This is a genomic window from Rhodococcus sp. 06-1474-1B (genome assembly GCF_002258885.1).
GTDB classification, from domain to species: domain Bacteria; phylum Actinomycetota; class Actinomycetes; order Mycobacteriales; family Mycobacteriaceae; genus Rhodococcoides; species Rhodococcoides fascians.
Map to the genome: position 1 here is coordinate 381,925 of NZ_NOYR01000023.1, position 19,166 is coordinate 401,090.

General features: G+C 64.3%; 21 protein-coding genes. 13 read left to right on the forward strand and 8 right to left on the reverse strand.

All coding sequences use genetic code 11. The features are described from left to right. Positions 1-92: 92 nt before the first annotated feature. Positions 93-1,844 (forward strand): ribonuclease J, encoded by a 1,752-nt coding sequence (locus CH266_RS12045; protein ID WP_032366466.1) that lies wholly within the window; start codon positions 93-95, stop codon positions 1,842-1,844. 3 nt (positions 1,845-1,847) lie between these two features. Here the strand turns inward: CH266_RS12045 and CH266_RS12050 are convergent, their stop codons facing one another. Next, complete coding sequence (locus CH266_RS12050; RefSeq protein WP_094622471.1) at positions 1,848-2,627, reverse strand: sulfite exporter TauE/SafE family protein; 780 nt, start codon at positions 2,625-2,627, stop codon at positions 1,848-1,850. A 79-nt stretch (positions 2,628-2,706) separates the two neighbouring features. Here CH266_RS12050 and CH266_RS12055 point away from each other — a divergent pair, with 79 nt between their 5' ends. After that, entirely contained in the window at positions 2,707-3,330 is a 624-nt protein-coding gene (locus CH266_RS12055) for a TIGR03085 family metal-binding protein (RefSeq protein WP_094715348.1), read from the forward strand. Positions 3,331-3,398: 68 nt separating this feature from the next. Beyond that, positions 3,399-6,089 carry an FtsK/SpoIIIE family DNA translocase gene (locus CH266_RS12060; protein WP_176457076.1) on the forward strand — a complete coding sequence of 897 codons (2,691 nt, stop codon included), beginning with the start codon at positions 3,399-3,401 and terminating at the stop codon, positions 6,087-6,089. 87 nt (positions 6,090-6,176) lie between these two features. On the opposite strand, the gene CH266_RS12065 is transcribed toward CH266_RS12060, so the two are convergent. Further along, the gene (locus CH266_RS12065; protein ID WP_027496823.1) at positions 6,177-6,461 is read right to left on the reverse strand and encodes a YciI family protein; all 285 of its coding nucleotides are present in this window, start codon (positions 6,459-6,461) and stop codon (positions 6,177-6,179) included. Between the two features lie 41 nt (positions 6,462-6,502). Further along, a complete protein-coding gene (locus CH266_RS12070) occupies positions 6,503-7,090 on the reverse strand; it encodes an amino-acid N-acetyltransferase (RefSeq protein ID WP_228139205.1) in 588 nt (195 codons plus the stop codon). Positions 7,091-7,293: 203 nt separating this feature from the next. Here CH266_RS12070 and pgsA point away from each other — a divergent pair, with 203 nt between their 5' ends. The 5 genes from pgsA to CH266_RS25385 all read left to right on the forward strand — a co-directional run bounded on the left by pgsA (position 7,294) and on the right by CH266_RS25385 (position 10,589). Next, on the forward strand, positions 7,294-7,887 hold the full coding sequence (gene pgsA, locus CH266_RS12075; RefSeq protein ID WP_027496825.1) for a CDP-diacylglycerol--glycerol-3-phosphate 3-phosphatidyltransferase: 594 nt from the start codon (positions 7,294-7,296) through the stop codon (positions 7,885-7,887). 219 nt (positions 7,888-8,106) lie between these two features. Continuing rightward, complete coding sequence (locus tag CH266_RS12080; protein ID WP_027496826.1) at positions 8,107-8,448, forward strand: helix-turn-helix domain-containing protein; 342 nt, start codon at positions 8,107-8,109, stop codon at positions 8,446-8,448. A gap of 144 nt (positions 8,449-8,592) precedes the next feature. Next, the gene (locus CH266_RS12085) at positions 8,593-9,402 is read left to right on the forward strand and encodes a PspA/IM30 family protein (protein ID WP_027496827.1); all 810 of its coding nucleotides are present in this window, start codon (positions 8,593-8,595) and stop codon (positions 9,400-9,402) included. Between the two features lie 45 nt (positions 9,403-9,447). Beyond that, on the forward strand, positions 9,448-10,317 hold the full coding sequence (gene pspM / locus CH266_RS12090) for a phage shock envelope stress response protein PspM (protein ID WP_230591973.1): 870 nt from the start codon (positions 9,448-9,450) through the stop codon (positions 10,315-10,317). 98 nt (positions 10,318-10,415) lie between these two features. Continuing rightward, positions 10,416-10,589: a hypothetical protein gene (locus CH266_RS25385; RefSeq protein WP_027496829.1), complete on the forward strand. Its 174-nt coding sequence runs from the start codon at positions 10,416-10,418 to the stop codon at positions 10,587-10,589. Between the two features lie 12 nt (positions 10,590-10,601). Here CH266_RS25385 and CH266_RS12095 read toward each other — a convergent pair whose 3' ends face one another. Then, positions 10,602-11,498, reverse strand: coding sequence for a diacylglycerol kinase (locus CH266_RS12095; protein ID WP_027496830.1), 897 nt, complete (start codon positions 11,496-11,498; stop codon positions 10,602-10,604). A 238-nt stretch (positions 11,499-11,736) separates the two neighbouring features. On the opposite strand from CH266_RS12095, the gene CH266_RS12100 reads away from it, so the two are divergent. From CH266_RS12100 to CH266_RS12120, 5 genes are all read left to right on the forward strand, one after another. Next, complete coding sequence (locus CH266_RS12100) at positions 11,737-12,348, forward strand: TetR/AcrR family transcriptional regulator (RefSeq protein WP_072692105.1); 612 nt, start codon at positions 11,737-11,739, stop codon at positions 12,346-12,348. A gap of 65 nt (positions 12,349-12,413) precedes the next feature. Further along, entirely contained in the window at positions 12,414-13,586 is a 1,173-nt protein-coding gene (locus tag CH266_RS12105) for a glycosyltransferase (protein WP_032383565.1), read from the forward strand. 10 nt (positions 13,587-13,596) lie between these two features. Beyond that, complete coding sequence (locus tag CH266_RS12110) at positions 13,597-13,788, forward strand: DUF3046 domain-containing protein (protein WP_027496833.1); 192 nt, start codon at positions 13,597-13,599, stop codon at positions 13,786-13,788. A gap of 193 nt (positions 13,789-13,981) precedes the next feature. After that, the gene (gene recA, locus CH266_RS12115) at positions 13,982-15,019 is read left to right on the forward strand and encodes a recombinase RecA (protein WP_027496834.1); all 1,038 of its coding nucleotides are present in this window, start codon (positions 13,982-13,984) and stop codon (positions 15,017-15,019) included. Positions 15,020-15,031: 12 nt separating this feature from the next. Then, entirely contained in the window at positions 15,032-15,583 is a 552-nt protein-coding gene (locus CH266_RS12120) for a regulatory protein RecX (RefSeq protein ID WP_032366472.1), read from the forward strand. A gap of 96 nt (positions 15,584-15,679) precedes the next feature. On the opposite strand, the gene CH266_RS12125 is transcribed toward CH266_RS12120, so the two are convergent. The 4 genes from CH266_RS12125 to CH266_RS12140 all read right to left on the reverse strand — a co-directional run bounded on the left by CH266_RS12125 (position 15,680) and on the right by CH266_RS12140 (position 18,937). After that, entirely contained in the window at positions 15,680-16,552 is an 873-nt protein-coding gene (locus CH266_RS12125; RefSeq protein ID WP_032383564.1) for an amino acid ABC transporter permease, read from the reverse strand. Continuing rightward, entirely contained in the window at positions 16,552-17,229 is a 678-nt protein-coding gene (locus tag CH266_RS12130) for an amino acid ABC transporter permease (RefSeq protein WP_027496837.1), read from the reverse strand. Before CH266_RS12130 ends, CH266_RS12125 begins: the two co-directional genes overlap by 1 nt. A gap of 96 nt (positions 17,230-17,325) precedes the next feature. Then, entirely contained in the window at positions 17,326-18,156 is an 831-nt protein-coding gene (locus CH266_RS12135) for a glutamate ABC transporter substrate-binding protein (protein WP_027496838.1), read from the reverse strand. A gap of 52 nt (positions 18,157-18,208) precedes the next feature. Then, positions 18,209-18,937, reverse strand: coding sequence for an amino acid ABC transporter ATP-binding protein (locus CH266_RS12140; RefSeq protein ID WP_174557262.1), 729 nt, complete (start codon positions 18,935-18,937; stop codon positions 18,209-18,211). Positions 18,938-19,166: the final 229 nt, after the last annotated feature.

Genomic DNA, 19,166 nt, shown 5'->3' on the forward strand with positions numbered 1-19,166 from the left:
CGCGCGGACGCGCAACCCGAAACGCCGGACCGCCGTCCGAGCGTCCCGCTGCCAAGCAGGGCCAACCTTCGGGTGCCCGCCAGGGCAAGCCGATGGTGCAGAATTCCGCTCGGACGCAGCGTCCCGACAAGCGTCGTGAGTTCGACCCTACCGAGCGTCTCGGCACACCGCCGAAGGCTCCGTTCAAGGGCCTACGCGTGGTCGCGCTCGGCGGAATCGGCGAAATCGGTCGCAACATGACTGTCTTCGAGCATCAGGGCAAGATGCTGATCATCGACTGTGGCGTCCTGTTCCCCGAGGACCAGCAGCCGGGCGTCGACCTGATCCTGCCCGACTTCAGGCACATCGAGAACCGCATGGCCGATGTCGAGGCGGTGGTACTGACGCACGGTCACGAGGACCACATCGGCGCAGTCCCGTTCTTGCTTCGACTGCGTCCCGACCTGCCCGTCGTCGGATCGAAGTTCACCCTCGCGCTGGTCGCGGCCAAGTGTCGTGAGCACCGGCTGCGGCCGAATCTCGTCGAGGTGATCGAGGGTCAACACACACAGCACGGGCCGTTCGACTGCGAGTACTTCGCCGTCAACCACTCCATTCCCGACGCCCTCGCGATCGCCATCAGAACCGACGCGGGACTGGTGCTGCACACCGGAGACATCAAGCTCGATCAGCTGCCGCTCGACGGTCGTCTGACCGACCTGGCCGGTTTCTCACGGCTCGGTGACGAGGGCGTTGACCTCTTCCTGGTCGACTCCACCAATGCCGAGGTGCCCGGATTCGTCACGCCGGAACGGGAGATCGGCGGAGTGCTCGACACCGTCATCGGCAAGGCGAAGCAGCGCGTCATCGTCGCGTCGTTCGCCAGTCACGTGCACCGCATCCAGCAGGTCATCGACGTAGCCGAGCGGTACAACCGCCGAGTGGCATTCGTCGGTCGTTCCATGGTGCGCAACATGCAGATCGCCCAGGATCTCGGTTATCTACGGGTGCCCGACGGCCTCGAGGTGAATGTCGATACCGCCGCGACGCTCCCGGACGACCGGTTGGTGCTCATCTCCACCGGTTCGCAGGGCGAGCCGTTGTCGGCGCTGTCCAGGATGGCTCGCGGCGAGCACCGTCAGATCAACGTCAAGGCCAACGATCTCGTGGTGCTGGCGTCGTCGCTGATCCCGGGCAACGAGAACTCCGTGTTCGCGGTGGTCAACGGCCTCGCCAAGCGTGGCGCGACCGTCGTGACGCAGCAGAACGCGAAAGTGCACGTCTCGGGTCACGCATCGGCAGGCGAATTGCTGTACCTCTACAACGCAGTGCGGCCGACCAACGCCATGCCGGTACACGGCGAGTGGCGTCACCTCCGGGCCAATGCGGCTCTGGCGAAGGCGACCGGCGTATCCGAGGACCGGATCGTCCTCGCCGAGGACGGCGTCGTTGTCGACATGGTCGACGGGCTCGCCGAGATCGTCGGGCAGGTCCCAGTCGGTCACGTCTACGTCGACGGCTTGTCGGTCGGCGATGTCGGAGATTCGACGCTGTCGGATCGTCTGGTGCTCGGCGAGGGCGGCTTCATCGCGATCAGCGTTGCCGTCGATTCGGCCACCGGCCGTGCAGTGACGGCACCCGAGGTGTCCGGTCGCGGATTCTCCGACGACCCGGCGGCCCTGAAAGAGGCCGGCCAGCTCGTGGAGGCCGAGCTGCAGCGGCTGGCCTCGGACGGCGTGTCCGACACCCACCGGATCGCTCAGGCCGTCCGCCGCGTCGTGGGCCGGTGGGTAGCGGACAAGTACCGGCGTAAGCCGATGATCGTTCCGACGATCATCGCGGTCAAGCCGCAACCGCAGTCCTAGAGTTCAGACGAGCAGTCGCCACAGGCCGATGAGGCCGAGGACGACGATGGCACCGCGCAGGGCCGCCGGCGACAGCCGGCGGCCGTAGCGTGCTCCCACCGCTCCGCCGATGAGGGAGCCGACCGCGATCAGACCGGCGGCTTGCCAGCTGATGTCGTCGAAGCGAAAAATCGTGAAAGCAACTGCTGCAACGATATTGACGACGAGTGAGAGCAAGTTCTTGGCAGCGTTCATGCGCTGCATGGATTCGGGGAGCAGCGCGCCCATCACTCCGATGAGCAGGATTCCTTGTGCTGCAGTGAAATAGCCGCCGTAGATTCCGACCAGCAGAGTGCCGACGGTAACCAGTGCCATGCGGCCGCGGCCGATGTGGCCGGCCGCCTTGCCGGCCGCCTCGGACCGACGTTTGGCCCAGGCCTGGATCTTCGGTTGTGCGACAACGAGAATCAACGCACCGATGAGCAACACCGGAACGACAGAGGCGAATACTTTTTCGGGTAGATGCAACAGCAGCCATGCGCCACCGAGTGCGCCGAAGAAAGAGGCGGGAAGCTGCCAACGCAGTCGGTGCCATTGCCCGCGAAGTTCCCGGCGATACCCCCAGGTACCCGATACGCTTCCCGCCACCAGTCCGATTGCGTTGGACATCGTGGCGACCACCGGGGGATAGCCGAACGCGACCAGGGTGGGGAACGTGATCAACGTGCCCGAACCGACGACGGCGTTGATTGCACCGGCCCCGAGGCCGGCGAGCAGGATGACGAGAATTTCCGATACCGGCACTGTTGGGAGGTTACCCAGACCAAGGAGTCGGTCTCCCGGCAGGATGCCGCTCCTTCGGTGTAGCCGTAGCCTGAAGTACGTGAGCCTTGCCCAGGATGAACGTTCCCAGCTTGTCAGAACCCTTCTCGACGTCGGCCCCGATGCGCCGACACTGTGCGGTGAGTGGACCGCTGCCGATCTGGCCGCGCACCTCGTCGTTCGCGAACGGCGGCTCGATGCGTCGCCGGGTATCTTTCTCGGTCCGTTGTCCGGATACACGGAGCGGGTCCAGCGTTCCGTTGCGAATCGACCGTTCGCGTCGGTGGTCGAGGACGTTCGGACCGGGCCGCCGATGTGGTCGCCGTTCGCCCTGCTGGATCCGCTGATCAACCTCGGTGAGATGTTCGTGCATCACGAGGATCTGCGCCGCGCGGAAGGGACGTGGACCCGACGGGTTCTGCCCAGCGCGGTCGAGTCCCGACTGTGGCCCCAGGTGCGGTTGATCGGACGAGCAGGGCACCGCTCGGCACCGGTTCCGGTGCACGTCCGTACCCCGGACGGCCGACAGGCCACCTTCAAGGGTGGCTCGGGCCCGGGTGTGACGGTGGTGGGGGAGCCCTCCGAACTGCTTCTCTATGCATTCGGTCGGGACCAGGTGGAGGTCGTGTACGAAGGTTCTGCGAACGATGTCGCCGCCGTGAAGGCGCTCGACCTGAGTTTCTGACGCACATCCGTCGTTGTTACTGGTGTTGCGGATGGTTTCGACGGGGCTGTTGCGACTAGCCTGGGGGCATGGCAGGAAAGACCAGCACCTCCACCGCCAGGGCCGGATCCAGCGGATCCGGCTCCTCGCGCGCGTCCGGTACCTCTCGTAAGTCCGGTACCGGCCGCACGGCTCGAACCGTCACGACACCCAAGAAGCCCACCGCACCGCGCAACCCGGCGACCACGCGGGCAAGCGCATCGTCCCGCGGTAAGGCACCCGCGAGAGGTGCGGCGTCGCGGCGGCCCCCCGCGAAGAAGAAGTCCCGCGGTGCGCTCGACGCGATCGGTCGCGGAATCGCGTCCACATGGTCGATGGCGGCACGAGGTGTCGGTGCCACCACACGCACCGTCAGCAAGGCCGCGGACATCGAGCACGGTCACCGACGTGACGGAATCGCCCTCGGGCTCATCGCCGTCAGCGTCGTCGTCGCCGCAAGCGTGTGGTTCAGTGCCGGCGGCCCGGTCGGTGAGTGGATCGAGGTAGGGATCCGTGCCGTGATCGGCGACGCCGGCTATGTCGCACCCGTGCTGGGGGTCGCGATCGCCGTCGTGCTGATGCGTTCCGAGCCTCGCCCCGACGTCAGACCACGCCTGGTTCTGGGCTCGATACTGCTGGGCTTGCCCGTTCTCGGGCTGTGGCACATGGCGGCGGGGTCACCGACCGACGCCACCGGCCGGTCCGAAGGAGCGGGCTTCGTCGGCTACGTTGCGGGAGGACCCATCGCCGACGGCCTGACGGTGTGGCTCGCCGTACCGTTGCTGCTGCTCGCCGGCCTGTTCGGCGTGCTGCTGCTCACCGGCACCACGGTACGAGACGTACCGGACCGGATGCGGGCACTGTTCGGTACCGACAGTCGAGGCGACGAATACGACGAGTACGACCCGGCCGATTTCGGTTCGGAATTCGGCGACGAGGGCTACGGCGACTACGACTCGAACTTCGACGCCGACGGATACCCGGTGCACGGCACCACCGACCCGTACGACAACTACCCGACCGAGGAGTACATCCCGGTCGTCAAGCCATCACGCGCTCGCAAGACCCCTGCACCGGCACCGGAGGCCCCCACCGAGGTCATGACGCCTGCCGCGGCCGCACCGGTCCCGGTGCCCGAGCCTGCCGCGCCCCCGCGGCCGAAGCCCAAGCCGATCGTCAAGGCCGCCGAACCCAAGCCGGCTGCCGACGACGACAAGATCGTCGTCGATCGCGTCGTCGACGGCGACTACACGCTGCCGTCGTTGTCGCTGCTCATCGACGGCGATCCGCCCAAGACACGCAGCCAGGCGAACGACGCGATGATCGAGGCCATCTCCGAGGTACTCGAGCAGTTCAAGATCGACGCTGCGGTCACCGGATTCACCCGCGGACCGACGGTCACCCGCTACGAGGTGGAGCTCGGACCGGGCGTCAAGGTCGAGAAGATCACTGCGCTGGCTCGCAACATCGCCTACGCGGTCGCGACCGACAACGTGCGATTGCTCGCCCCGATCCCCGGCAAGTCCGCCGTCGGTATCGAGGTGCCGAACTCGGATCGCGAGATGGTCCGCCTCGCCGATGTGCTGACCGCCCCGTCGACCCGCAAGGATCACCACCCTCTGGTGATCGGCCTCGGCAAGGACATCGAAGGCGATTTCGTCAGCGCCAACCTGGCGAAGATGCCGCACCTGCTGGTGGCGGGATCCACCGGTTCGGGTAAATCGAGCTTCGTGAACTCGATGCTCGTGTCGCTGCTGGCACGGGCGACACCCGACGAGGTCCGGATGATTCTGATCGACCCGAAGATGGTCGAGTTGACGCCGTACGAGGGCATCCCGCACCTCATCACGCCGATCATCACGCAGCCGAAGAAAGCTGCCGCGGCCCTGGCCTGGCTCGTCGAGGAGATGGAGCAGCGCTACCAGGACATGCAGATCAACAAGGTCCGGCACATCGACGACTTCAACAAGAAGGTGCGGTCCGGCGAGATCACCGCGCCGTTGGGCAGCGAACGCGTCTACCGGCCGTACCCCTACATCCTGGCCATCGTCGACGAGCTTGCCGACCTGATGATGACCGCTCCTCGCGACGTCGAGGAAGCGATCGTGCGCATCACCCAGAAGGCACGCGCCGCAGGTATCCACCTGGTACTCGCCACGCAGCGTCCGTCCGTCGACGTCGTCACCGGTCTGATCAAGACCAACGTGCCCTCACGTCTGGCATTCGCAACGTCGTCGTTGACCGACTCGCGAGTCATCCTCGATCAGCCCGGAGCCGAAAAACTGATCGGCATGGGCGACGCGCTGTTCCTGCCGATGGGTGCGGGCAAGCCGACGCGTCTGCAGGGTGCGTTCATCACGGACGAGGAAATCTCGGCCGTCGTCGACTTCGCCAAGAATCAGGCCGAGCCCGAGTACAACGACACCGTCACCGCCGCGAAGGTCTCGGACAAGAAGGACGTCGACCCCGACATCGGTGACGACCTCGACGTGCTGCTGCAGGCCGTCGAACTCGTCGTCACCAGCCAGTTCGGTTCCACGTCGATGCTGCAACGCAAGCTACGGGTCGGATTCGCCAAGGCAGGACGACTGATGGACCTCATGGAGAACCGCGGCGTCGTGGGTCCGAGCGAGGGCTCGAAAGCCCGCGAAGTACTCGTCAAGCCCGACGAACTCGACGGACTGTTGTGGTCGATCAAGGGCGGGGACCCGGACGAGCAGCCGGCGTCCGAGGAGTTCTGACGGGCCCTGCACCTGCGTGAATGGACCATTGCAGCCGTCTGGGCGGTTTCAATGGTCCATTCACGCAGAACGGGTGGGCGAGCAGACTCAGGCCGTGAACGCGCCCATCACCGGCGTCCATTCGTGGAAGTCTGCCGACTCGATGAGGTTCTCGACGGCGAAGGGATCCTGGGCGAACAGTGATTCCACGGATGCGGCGTCCGGGCCATCCACGAGCAGCAGAGCGCCGCTGTCGTCGGCGAACGGGCCACTGGAGACGAGCGTCTTCTTCTCCAACAAGTCGGCCAGCCACGCCCGGTGTGCGGCGCGATGGGTGTCGCGGCCCTCGGTTGTCGTGGGGGAGTACGTGTAGGTGACGGCGATCAGGGGCATGGAGCTCACTTCCGGATTCGAGGGGTGTCCGGAGAATTCTGTCAGAGCGAAAGCAGCATGCGCGTGTTACCCAACGTGTTCGGCTTCACGTAGCTCAGGTCGAGAAACTCTGCGACGCCGGTGTCGTACGACCGGCACATCTCCGCGTACACCTCGGCAGTGACGGGCGTTCCCTCGATTTCGGAGAAGCCGTGCCGGGCGAAGAAATCCACTTCGAAGGTCAGCACGAACACCTTCTGCAGCGCGAGCTCGCGTGCCACCTCGATGAGTTTGGCGACGATCAGGTGGCCGGCTCCGTGCCCCTTGGCTGCGGGGTCGACTGCCACCGTGCGTACCTCACCCAGGTCTGCCCAGAGCACGTGCAGAGCTCCGCATCCGATGACTTCGCCTGCGCGCTCGGCAATCCAGAACTCCTGCACTGCCTCGTACAGCGTCACCAGGTTCTTCTCGAGCAGGATTCGGCCCGCGTAGATGTCGATCAGTCGCTTGATCTCGGGAATGTCGGAGGTTCGGGCTCGACGCACGACCAGGGTGGCGTCGCCGATGGACGTGCCGTCCACGGTGTCGGAATACTCGTCGGATTCGGGATCGGCAGTGTCGCGACTCGCCCGATTCGGCCCAGAAGTCATGTGGTGAACAGTAGTCACCGATGCAACCGATAAACTTTCCGTGTGTCGTTCAGCGAGCAGTGTCCCCGTCTCGACGGGTCGGTGCTGCCCGAACGCCGACACAGCAACGAATGCCCGGTCCGCGGCCGAGAAGCGGCTTCGTGACCGGCCCGACAGTGCCTGGCCACGGTGTTCCGTCCGGCGGTGCCTCGCGCAGTGCGGGGCTGCCGCACGGCAACGCTGCTCCGGGCGGATCGGACGCCGTCCCACTGCTCAACATCGCCAATGTCTTGACCGTGCTGCGCATCGCTCTGGTTCCGGTCTTTCTTGCGGCACTGTTCGTCGGAGACGGTCACGACACCTCGTGGCGGTTGGCGGCGACGGCGATCTTCGCCGCAGCGGCCATCACCGACCGGATCGACGGCCAACTCGCCCGCAAGTACGGACTCGTCACCGATTTCGGGAAGATGGCCGACCCCATCGCCGACAAGGCGCTGATCGGCGCTGCCCTCGTCGGACTGTCGATGTTGGGCGATCTGTCCTGGTGGGTGACGGCGATCATCGGGGTACGCGAAATAGGCATCACTGCGGTCCGTTTCGCCGTCATTCGTCACGGAGTCATTCCGGCCGGTCGTGGCGGCAAGGTCAAGACACTGGTCCAGACGTTCGCGATCGGCGTGTATCTGTGTCCGCTGCCCAGCGCAGTCGATCCAGTGGCGGTGGCGCTGATGGCTCTGGCGGTTCTACTGACCGTGTACACCGGCCTGGACTACGTGGTTCAGGCGATTCGGTTGCGACGGGGTGTGTCCTCGGTGTGAGTGCATTCGACGGGCGTCCACGAGGCGATGCGGGAAGTTACAGTTCTGACAGCCGTGTCGGAGCCCCTTCGGCGCGTGTCGGAGGCGACGGACATATAGGGTCGGGAACCAATCGGGCCGGCTGGGACGTTGACCCTACGACGGCTCCGAACGAACGATACGAACGTGGTCGTCTCGACGGCACAGTCGTCGGCAACAGCACCAACGAGGAGGAGCGAGATGGCGCTGCTATTGCGTGAAGCACTCGGCGACAGTTTGCGGCGTACTCGCGTCGCACAGAGCCGCACCCTGCGTGAAGTCTCGAACACCGCGCGCGTGAGCCTCGGCTACCTCTCCGAGGTGGAGCGTGGTCGCAAGGAAGCGTCGAGCGAACTGCTCGCAGCGATCTGCGACGCTCTTGCCGTTCCCCTCTCCGACGTGATGAGCGACGTGAGTATCACGCTGTCGGATGCATCCACCGCTGCTGTGCGTGCCGAGGAATCGGCTGTGGCCACCCGCATCGACGGAGATACACGAGTCGTGATTCCGGCACCTGCTGCCAGAGCTCTCGCCGCCGCCTAAGATCGAACGAGTAGCCGAAGTCGGCTGCCGGCCCCACCGAATCACCCGAACATCACTGCACTGACAGGTTCATTTCGGTCACTGCGACAGCAGCCGACCCGTACGCGGCCACCGCGGCGCAACAGATGGAGGCAGGACCACCCCATGGCTAATCCTTTCGTCAAGGCCTGGAAATACATGATGGCGCTCTTCAATTCCAAGATCGACGAGAAGGCCGACCCCAAGGTTCAGATTCAGCAGGCGATCGAAGACGCGCAGCGGCAGCACCAGGCGCTGTCGCAGCAGGCGGCGTCCGTCATCGGCAATCAGCGTCAGCTCGAAATGAAGCTCAGCAGGCAGCTGGACGAGGTCGAGAAGCTCAACGCCAACGCTCGTCAGGCCGTGACGCTGGCCGATCAGGCCGCCACTGCAGGTGACGTCGAGAAGGCCACGCAGTACACCAACGCGGCCGAGGCGTTCGCGGCTCAGCTCGTGACTGCCGAGCAGAGCGTCGAGGACCTCAAGGTTCTGCACGACCAGTCTCTGCAGGCTGCTACACAGGCCAAGAAAGCCGTCGAGCAGAACGCGATGGCCCTGCAATCGAAGGTCGCCGAGCGCACCAAACTGCTCAGCCAGCTCGAGCAGGCGAAGATGCAGGAGAAGGTCAGCGAATCGCTGCGCTCGATGGACAGCACGTTGTCGGCACCGGGAAACACCCCGAGTCTCGATGCGGTACGCGACAAGATCGAGCGTCGTTACGCAGACGCGCTCGGTTCCGCCGAGCTCGCTCAGAACTCCGTGTCCGGACGCATGCTCGAGGTTCAGCAGGCATCTGTGCAGATGGCCGGTCACAGCCGGCTCGAGCAGATCCGTGCCTCCATGGCCGGTGACTCCCTGCCCACGGGTAATTCCGCCGCCAAGCCGTCGATCGCCAAGGCCCCGGACGCAACGCCCGAGCCGCCGGCACAGGCGTGATCGACCGAACGCGAAGTTCGTTCGAGTAGACAGTAGCTCCGACGCATGAGCAACAAGAATCACGAACCCGGCCGGTCGCGTAAGCGGCCGGCCGTTTCGCTGGACAGGGAGACGGTGACAGCCGCCGTTGCCGAATCCGGAGCGGTGGTCCGGTCTCTGGCCGAGACAGCGCGGGCCGCAGGAACCTCACTGCTCGATGCCGCCGGCCGTCGTAAGGATCCACGTGCCAAGCACCTGAAGAAGATTCGACGGGCTCGCCGGCGAAGTATCAGGTTCGGGGCCGCGTCGACGACCACTGCGGTGAGTACTGCGGGGATCGCAGCCTTGTCGGCTCCGGAATGGACTCTGTTCGTCGGTGGTGGTTCTGCCGCGCTCTTGGCCGTTCCTGCTGTGTTCGCCTTCGGTCGTTTGCGGCGACTGCGAGGTCAACCGGTTCCGGTGGGACTGCCCGGCAGGCGTTCGTTACCGCAGCGTGGATCTGCCGCCTTCGAGCCGATGTCACGTTTGGCAGGCGCGGAGCAGAGTCTGTTCGAGCTGCTCGGAATTCTGGCGCGATCGGGCACCATCGCCGCCGAGGACGTCGAAGAGATGATCGGCGTTGCCTCGGATGCGGTGAGGGGCTTGGAAGGTGTTGCCGTCGATATTGCGGCCCTCGAACGTGCGGGAGCGGCAAGCTCGTCGACACGCACGCATCTGCGGCCCGGAATCGAGGCTGCGGCAAGCGATCTCGCTGCCGGAGTGGATCAGTACGAGGATCTCGTCGCCGCTGCAGCACGGATGACCGGACCGGCCGGGTCCACGTCGAAGAACGTGGTGGAATCTCATCGCCGAGAATTGTTGTCTGCCACCGATCGACTGCAAGGGTGGGCCGACGCGCTCACCGAACTCGACGAAATCCGGTCACGACACCGGTGAGAAGATCAGGGTTCACCCCGATGTGTTCGCCGTGATCGGCTGCCAGTATCGACATAACGCGATACGACCCGGTGCGCGTCACACGGTAGGAGCCGTTCATGTTCTGGAAGATTCTCGGATTCATCGTTCTCGTCTGGATCGCACTTGCCTTGCTGGGCAGCATCATCAAGGGCTTGTTCTGGTTGGTCGTGGCCGGGGCCATCGTCTTCGGGCTGGTGTGGCTGTACAAGGCCATCTCCTCCGGTCACGACCGTTCGTCGCTGAAATACTGACTGCCGACCGCGTTACGTGCGCAGTGGGGAATCCGCTCCGACGAACACTCGCAACGCACGCGGCACGCATTCGATCGTGACGGGTAATTCTGCGATGCGTTCGCCGTCTGCGTACGCCACCATGTCGTCGCAGTGCACTGTCACGTTCCGGGCGCTGTAGACCTCGACCTCCGGAAGGTCGACGTGGGCACCCCGATACAACGTCGGCGACAGCGCAAGCAATCGCGTTCGACTCACATCCCGGACGACAGTGATGGCGAACAGCCCGTCGTCCACTCGTGCGGTCGGGCAGATGGCCATGCCGCCGCCGTAGCTGCTGCCATTTCCGACGGCGACGAGAACGGCATCCAGGTGCAGCTCGGCGTCATCCAATTCTATTGTGTACGAGAGTGTTCGGAGAGCAGCCAACTGCAATATCATGGCCGCGTTGTACCGCAGCGGGCCGGCAAGCCACTGCAGGCGGCCGGCGCGCTCGGTGACCAGTGAATCGAAGCCGCTCGACAGGACCGTACCGAACCAGCGCGTCCCGACCCTACCGAGATCTATCGACGTCACGACTCCGTCGACCACGAGATCCGCTGCGCGGGTGGGATCGTCGAGGGGGACCCCGAGCGTCCGGGCCAAATCGTTGCCTGTGCCCGCAGGAATCAGTCCGAGCGGAGTGTCGGTTCCCGCGATCACCTGTAACGCGAGATTGACGACCCCGTCGCCGCCCACGGCAACGACGGCATCCGTCCCGCACCCGACGGCTCGCTTCAACAACTCCAGCGCATCACCCGCCGTTCGGCCCTCGACGGTCGAGACGTCGAGTTCACGCTCGCGCAGACGCGTCACGGCGCGCCGTGCTGCGTGGACTGCTCGACCACCGCCGGCCGTGGGATTGGTCAGAACGGTCACCGATCGCGTCATGCAAGCTCGAATTCGTCGGTCACTCGATCAGCTTGCCAGGGTCGAGGTTTCCTGCGCAGGTCGGCGGCGTGATCGGCACCCGACAATGGCACCGAAGAATACGGACGGACGGGCCGACGGTCACTGTGCAACACGGTGTCGCTGTTACTGTGAGGTATAGTAACGACACGAAATGTTTCCGAGTGAAGTACTTTACTTCCGACCGTTGTGCGAAGGGTGATCTGTGATCGAGCAGCAGGTGTCAACTCCCGCCTCGGTCGAGTCCTCCCTGGAGGCAGCACCCGAGAAGTCGGTGGAGGACACCGTTCTCGACGCCGCACGCTCGTGCATCCTCGAACGAGGAGTCAAGCGCACGACCCTCGCCGAGATCGCACGACGCGCCAAAGTCAGCAGGCCTACGGTGTATCGGCGGTGGGCCGATACCCGAGCAGTGGTGTCGAGCCTGCTCACCCGTGAGATCGCTGCCCTGATTCCCGACTTCGACGCCACCGCGTCCGGACGCGAGCAGATCGTCGTTGCTGTGGTTCAGGCGGGAGATCGAATAAGGCAGCATCCGCTGTTCGTCAAGATTCTGCGGTCGGACTCGGACGTGCTCGCGACCTACATTCTGCACCGCCTCGGTACCAGCCAATCGTTGATCATCGATGCGGTGGCGCGTCTTGTCGAAGCGGGACAACGTGATTCGTCGATCCGCGACGGGGATCCGAATACCCTGGCGACGCTCGTCCTGCTCATGGTCCAGTCCGCCGTCCAGTCCGCCGAGATGGTGTCCGAACGGGTTCCGGGTGGCGAGGTGGTACGCCAGATGGCGGACGCCGTCGACGCCTACCTTCGTCCCGACAAAGCCTGACCGTCGGTGCCGCTGCCCGGCACGATCGGTGACCGTCCAGCGCGGCGATGTGGCACGCTGAGCGCGTGCGAATAGCAGTGGTGGCCGGCCCGGACCCAGGACATGCGTTTCCCGCTATCGCCTTGTCGCTGTTGTTCGAGCGGGCGGGTGACGATCCGGTCCTGTTCACCGGAAGCCGGTGGGTCGGCGACGCCAGAGCGGCCGGTATTCGCACGCTCCCACTGGGTGGCCTGCTGCCGCGACCGGAGGACGACGATCTCGATGCCGGGCAGCGCATTCATTCGCGCGCAGCCTTTGTCGCGACAGAACTGTTGCCGGACCTCGAGCGCGAGAACGTCGATCTGGTGGTCTCCGATATTCTCACTGCCGGAGGCGGAATGGCTGCCGAGCGATTGGGAATTCCCTGGGTCGAGCTCTCGCCCCACCCGCTCTATTCGCCATCGACGGGGTTGCCGCCCATCGGAAGTGGGCTCGCGCCCGGACGCGGTGTTCGGGGTCGTCTTCGCGATACGGTGATGCGCGCGTTGACGGCACGCTCGATCGCCCGCGGGCAGCAACAGCGCGCCGACGCCCGGGTGAGCATCGGACTCCCCGCACGCGATCCCGGGCCGGCTGCTCGGCTCATCGCCACCATTCCCGCACTCGAAGTGCCGCGGCCCGACTGGCCGAGGGATGCCCATGTGGTGGGCCCACTGCTGTGGGAGCCCACCGACGAATTGCTCGACGTCCCCGCCGGCGATACGCCGCTGGTGATGGTGGCCCCGTCGACGGCGTTCACCGGGGCCGAGGGAATGTTGGAGATGGCCCTGAAGGGATTGGACGGCACAGGCGTCCGGGTAGTGGCCTCGGTGCTCGACGGGGGCCCCGACGACGTGCCGGAATGGGCCAATGCCGGACTCGGTCGCCAGGACGAATTGCTGCGCCGCGCCGATGTCGTGGTGTGCGGAGGTGGTCACGGCATGTTGGCCAAGGCGCTCATCCACGGAGTTCCAGTGGTCACCGTGCCGGGCGGCGGCGATCAGTGGGAGCTGGCGAACCGGGCCGCCCGGCAGGGGAGTGCCGTACTGGTGCGCCCCGCCACCGCGGGTGCAATTGCCGACGCCGTGTCCGCCGTGCTGTCCGACCCTCGTCATGCGGCGGCAGCGACCTCGGCGGCTGCAGGCGCGCATCACGTCGAGGATCCTGTCTCGGTCTGCCGCGAGGTGCTCGCCGGTAGCGACGCCGAGGGCGGGCGTTAGGCTGATCGATGTGCGTCTGACCGAATTTCGTGAACTGCTCACCGAGGAGTTCGGCTCCGTTCGAGGCAATTCCCTGCTCGCCGATCATGTGCTGTCCGGTATCGGACGGACGGGCGCGCAGGCCATCGAAGACGGTGTCGACCCGCGGGAAGTATGGCGGTCGATCTGTTACGAGTTCGATGTGCCCAAGGAACGTTGGTAGCTCCACCGCATCGGCTCGAGTCGCTCGGCGTGTCGAAAGCCGTGGTAGTTGACTCGAACACGTGTTCGCCTATGCTGATGTCAACGGTTGCTGGCCGGTCTCGAAGAACTTCTTGTCGGTACCCCGTTCTAGCGTTACCGCCAACAAGCTGATCGACAGACACAGCTGAACGAAACGACACAGGGAGCTCACGATGGCTGCATACGACCGCGACAAAGCGCTCGATCTCGCACTCGCGCAGATCGACAAGAATTTCGGTAAGGGCTCGGTGATGCGCCTCGGCGACGAGGTCCGTCAGCCCATCGCCGTCATCCCCACGGGATCGATCGCGCTCGACGTGGCACTCGGCATCGGAGGTCTGCCCCGCGGCCGAGTCATCGAGGTCTACGGTCCGGAGTCCTCGGGTAAGACCACCGTCGCATTGCACGCGGTGGCCAGCGCTCAGCGTGCCGGCGGAATCGCCGCGTTCATCGATGCCGAGCACGCGCTCGATCCCGACTACGCGAAGAAGCTCGGTGTCGATACCGACGCACTGTTGGTCTCACAGCCCGACACCGGTGAGCAGGCCCTGGAAATCGCCGACATGTTGATTCGCTCCGGTGCCCTCGACATCCTCGTCGTCGACTCGGTGGCCGCACTGGTACCGCGCGCCGAGATCGAAGGCGAGATGGGTGACAGTCACGTGGGTCTGCAGGCTCGTCTGATGAGCCAGGCGCTGCGCAAGATCACCGGTGCCATGAGCAACTCCGGCACCACCGTGATCTTCATCAACCAGTTGCGCGAAAAGATCGGCGTCATGTTCGGTTCCCCCGAAACCACCACCGGTGGTAAAGCATTGAAGTTCTACGCCTCGGTACGCCTCGACATCCGCCGCATCGAGACCTTGAAGGACGGAACCGAAGCGATCGGTAACCGCACCCGCGTGAAGGTGGTCAAGAACAAGGTTGCGCCGCCGTTCAAGCAGGCCGAGTTCGACATCATCTACGGCAAGGGCATCAGCCGTGAGGGCTCGTTGATCGACATGGGTGTCGAGCACGGCTTCATCCGTAAGTCGGGTTCGTGGTTCACCTACGAAGGTGACCAGCTCGGCCAGGGCAAGGAGAACGCCCGCAAGTTCATGCTCGAGAATCCCGACGTGCGGGACGAGATCGAGAAGAAGATCATGGAGAAGCTGCAGATCGGTGCGGACGTCACCGCAGAGGAGCCCGCAGCTGCTCCGGTCGACTTCTAACCTGGGTTCGCTGTGCAGCAGCGAGACAACGGCGGCGGCACCGAAGCGCAGGCGAAAGACGTCTGCCTTCGGCTGCTGACCGACCGGGCCCGCAGCAGACACGAACTCGAAGCCAGCTTATCCAAGAAGGGTTTCACCCACGAGGTCTCCACCGCAGTGCTCGACCGACTCGAGAAGGCGAAACTCGTCGACGACGAGTCGTTTGCGGAGCAGTGGGTTCAATCTCGGCACAAGTACTCCGGCAAGGGCAAACGCGCCCTGAGCATGGAGCTGCGGAACAAAGGCGTCAGCAACGAGTTGGCCGTGAACGCCCTGGATCTGATCGATGCCGAAGACGAGCGTCAGCGTGCTGCGGAGTTGGTGCGCAAACGATTCCGAACACTGCATCTGCCGGATCCGAACGGGCCCGACGCACGAGCCGAACGCGACAAAGTGGTGCGCAAGTTGGTCGGGATGCTGGCCCGCCGCGGCTACTCGCAGGGAATGGCATTCGCCGTGGTCAAGGAACAACTCGATCGCGCAGGAGCCGACACCGAAGACTTCGACGGCCCAGATTCGATGTGATCGTCCACATCGAGTCCAGGTAGTCGAGAAACAGTATGGCCCGCAACACCATCGGTGTTGCGGGCCATACTGCTGTGCAGCCGAACGGTGCGGAGCTCAGGCCGCTTGACCGCCGTCGAGTGCAGGCACGACAGCGGCGGTGCCGCCCTTACGCTTTCGCGATCGCAGACGCCGCTCGACCACGGTCGCCAGTTTCGTCAACGCCGAGTTGATGATGATCATGATGACGGCGACGATGATCAGCGACGGGAGGTAGTTGCTGTAGAACGCGCCGACCTGCTGACCGGAACGGACTACTTCGACGTACCCGATGATGTATCCCAGCGCCGAGTCCTTCAGTGCCACCACCATCTGCGAGATGATGGCGGGCAGCATCGCGGTCACGGCCTGGGGGAGCAGTACCAGGGTCATGACCTGGCTCTTGCGCATGCCCAGCGCCGAGGCGGCTTCGCGCTGACCCTTCGGCAGTGAATTGACTCCGGCACGTACGATCTCGGCGATCACCGATCCGTTGTACAGAGTGAGGCCGGTGACCACCGCGGCCAACGCCAGGTACTTGACCTTGAAGACCTCGTAATCGGCGTACACCGCGTACAGGAAGATCATCAGGATCAGCACGGGGACCGCACGGAACAATTCGACGATCGCACCGCTGACGATCCGTACAGCGCGGTGATCCGAAAGGCGGCCGATGCCGAGGACGGCACCGAGAACCAGTGCGAACACGATCGACAATGCCGCCGCGACCAGAGTTCCCTGAATACCGGGCAGCAGATACGTCGTCCACGTTGTCGATTCGAGGAACGGATCCCACTTCTCGGCGGTGAGCTGCCCCTTCGAGTCGAGGGCACGGTAGATCAGAAATGCGATTCCGAGCGAGATCACCGCGACGACGACAGTCAGAATGCGGTATCGCAGTACCGCTTTGGGTCCGGGAACGTCGTACAGAACTGCTACTGCATCACTCATCATGACACCGCCAATCGCTTGCTGATGTAGCCGAACAGCAACCCGGTCGGGAGCGTCAAAATCATGAAGCCGAGCGCGAAGATTCCGCCGACGACGAAGATCGCGGCCTCGTTCTCGATCATGTTCTTCATCAGAAACGACGCTTCGGCGACGCCGATGACCGATGCGATGGTCGTGTTCTTCGTCAACGCGATCACGACGCTTCCCAGCGGGCCGACCACCGCGCGGAACGCCTGAGGAAGAACGACGATCGAGATGTTCTGGGTGAACGTCATTCCCAGCGAGCGGCCCGCTTCGGCCTGCCCCACCGGGACGGTGTTGATGCCCGATCGCAGTGACTCGGCCACGAACGACGCGGTGTAGATGCTCAGCCCGAGGATTGCCAATCGAAAGTTGTTGTCGTCGAGTGACGTCGGTGAGGACTCCGACGCCAGAGAAACGCCCATTGTCTGGTACAGCCCGAACGAGGTGAACAGAATGATCAGGGTCAGGGGGGTGTTACGAAAGATGGTGACGTACGTCGCCGCAATTCCGCGCGCAATCGGAATGGGTGATACGCGCATCGCGGCGATGATCGTTCCGATGACCAACGCACCGACGAGGGATGCCAACGTCAGGTAGATGGTCGAGAGGAACGCGTCGATCAGTTGATCGCCGTACTTGCTCAATAGGTTCACGGTGCTTGTTGATCCTCACGGCTCGGCGAGATCGAGCCGTCGTGTCCCGCCCGCGACGAGCGGGACACGACGGCGTGGTCGATCAGTAGCAGTCGATCAGTAGCGGTCGACGGTGGGCGGGCTCGGCAGCGGGTAGCCCGACGCGCCGACGGTGTCGTTGAACGCCTGCTCCCAGGCACCGCTGGTCACCATCTCTTCGATGGCGTCGTTGATCTTGTTTCGTCCGTCGGTGTCGTCCTTGTTCAGGCCGATGCCGTAGTTCTCCGTGGTGAAGGGCTCACCGACCACCTTGAACTGACCGGGGGACTGAGCGGCGTAACCGGCAAGGATGATGTCGTCGGTGGTGACGGCGTCCACGGTGCCGTTGCGCAGTGCTTCGACGCAGGCGGAGTAGGTGTCGAACGGCTGAAGCTGGACTCCCGGGTACTCGTCGGCGATGTTCTGTGCCGGGGTGGAACCGGTGACCGAGCACAGCTTCTTGCCCTCGAGTGAATCGGGACCGGTGATGTCGGTGTTGTCCTGCTTCACCAGGAGCGACTGACCTGCCACGAAGTACGGTCCGGCGAAGCCGACCTTCTCCTTGCGGGTGTCGGTGATGGAGTAGGTGGCGACGATGTAGTCGACCTCACCGTTCTGGATCAGCGTCTCGCGCTGCGCGGACGGGGATTCCTTGAATTCGATGTTTGCCTCGTCGACACCGAGCTTGCCTGCGACGTACTTGGCCACCTCGACGTCGAAGCCGCTGAACGAGCCGTCCGGATTGCGGAGGCCGAGGCCCGGCTGATCGAACTTGATGCCGACGATGAGGCTGCCGTTCTCGGCGCTGCTCGAGATGGTGCGCGCTTCTTCGCCGCCGCCACAGGCGGTGGCGACGATGGACAGAGCGGCGATGGCGACACCGAGGCGAAGCGGTCGGGTGATTCTCACAGTGAATGTCCTTCGGATAGGTCGTACGTACGGGGACGAGCGGTGAATCTGATCAGTGACCGAGGATCTTGCCGAGGAAGTCCTTGGCGCGTTCGGACTTCGGGGACTTGAAGAAGGTTTCGGGATCGGTGTCCTCGACGACGGCACCGTCGGCCATGAAGATGACTCGGTCGCCTGCCTTGCGGGCGAAGCCCATCTCGTGGGTGACGACGAGCATTGTCATGCCCTCCTTGGCCAGCGAGGTCATGACGTCGAGTACCTCGTTGACCATCTCCGGATCCAGGGCCGAGGTGGGCTCGTCGAAGAGCATCACTTTGGGGTTCATGGCGAGTGAGCGGGCGATGGCCACGCGCTGTTGCTGACCACCCGACAGCTGAGCCGGGTACTTGTCTGCCTGGTTGGCGATGCCGACGCGTTCGAGCAGAGCCAGTGCGCTCTTCTCGGCCTCGTCCTTCTTGAGCTTTCTCACCTTCATCGGTGCCAGCATGACGTTCTGCAGAATGGTCTTGTGTGCGAAGAGGTTGAACGACTGGAACACCATGCCGACATCCGCACGCAGTGCAGCGAGGGCCTTGCCCTCGGCGGGGAGTAGATCCCCGTCGACCTCGATGGCACCGGAATCGATCGGCTCCAACCGGTTGATCGTCCGGCACAGCGTCGACTTGCCGGATCCGGACGGACCCACGACGATGACGACCTGGCCGGCCGGCACTTCGAGATTGATGTCCTTGAGTACGTGCAGATCACCGAAGTGCTTGTCGACGGATTTGAGCGAGATCATCGAAGGGGCGCCCGGCGGTGGTGTCGCTGCCGGGGCGTCGGTGGCGTGCGTCATAGGTGGAAACCCTATGCGTAGTTTCCTCGCCGACCGGCGTTTTCGCCCGCAGTCTTCGATTATGTAATGGAAACTTTACTGTCGGCACGCATAGCGCCTGCACAGTCCGCGGAGGGCCCCGTGACCCCGGCGTGTCCGCCCGTGCGATGGACGTACCCTGAAGAGGTGCAAACGA

Bases quoted from the DNA above. Each gene is read 5' to 3' on its own strand.
- CH266_RS25385 (WP_027496829.1), top strand. From the start codon at position 10,416: ATGTTCTGGAAGATTCTCGGATTCATCGTTCTCGTCTGGATCGCACTT.
- CH266_RS12080 (WP_027496826.1), top strand. From the start codon at position 8,107: ATGGCGCTGCTATTGCGTGAAGCACTCGGCGACAGTTTGCGGCGTACT.
- pspM (WP_230591973.1), top strand. From the start codon at position 9,448: ATGAGCAACAAGAATCACGAACCCGGCCGGTCGCGTAAGCGGCCGGCC.
- CH266_RS12060 (WP_176457076.1), top strand. From the start codon at position 3,399: ATGGCAGGAAAGACCAGCACCTCCACCGCCAGGGCCGGATCCAGCGGA.
- CH266_RS12070 (WP_228139205.1), bottom strand. From the start codon at position 7,090: ATGACTTCTGGGCCGAATCGGGCGAGTCGCGACACTGCCGATCCCGAA.
- recA (WP_027496834.1), top strand. From the start codon at position 13,982: ATGGCTGCATACGACCGCGACAAAGCGCTCGATCTCGCACTCGCGCAG.
- CH266_RS12095 (WP_027496830.1), bottom strand. From the start codon at position 11,498: ATGACGCGATCGGTGACCGTTCTGACCAATCCCACGGCCGGCGGTGGT.
- CH266_RS12140 (WP_174557262.1), bottom strand. From the start codon at position 18,937: ATGATCTCGCTCAAATCCGTCGACAAGCACTTCGGTGATCTGCACGTA.
- CH266_RS12045 (WP_032366466.1), top strand. From the start codon at position 93: ATGGTGCAGAATTCCGCTCGGACGCAGCGTCCCGACAAGCGTCGTGAG.
- CH266_RS12085 (WP_027496827.1), top strand. From the start codon at position 8,593: ATGGCTAATCCTTTCGTCAAGGCCTGGAAATACATGATGGCGCTCTTC.
- CH266_RS12125 (WP_032383564.1), bottom strand. From the start codon at position 16,552: ATGAGTGATGCAGTAGCAGTTCTGTACGACGTTCCCGGACCCAAAGCG.
- CH266_RS12065 (WP_027496823.1), bottom strand. From the start codon at position 6,461: ATGCCCCTGATCGCCGTCACCTACACGTACTCCCCCACGACAACCGAG.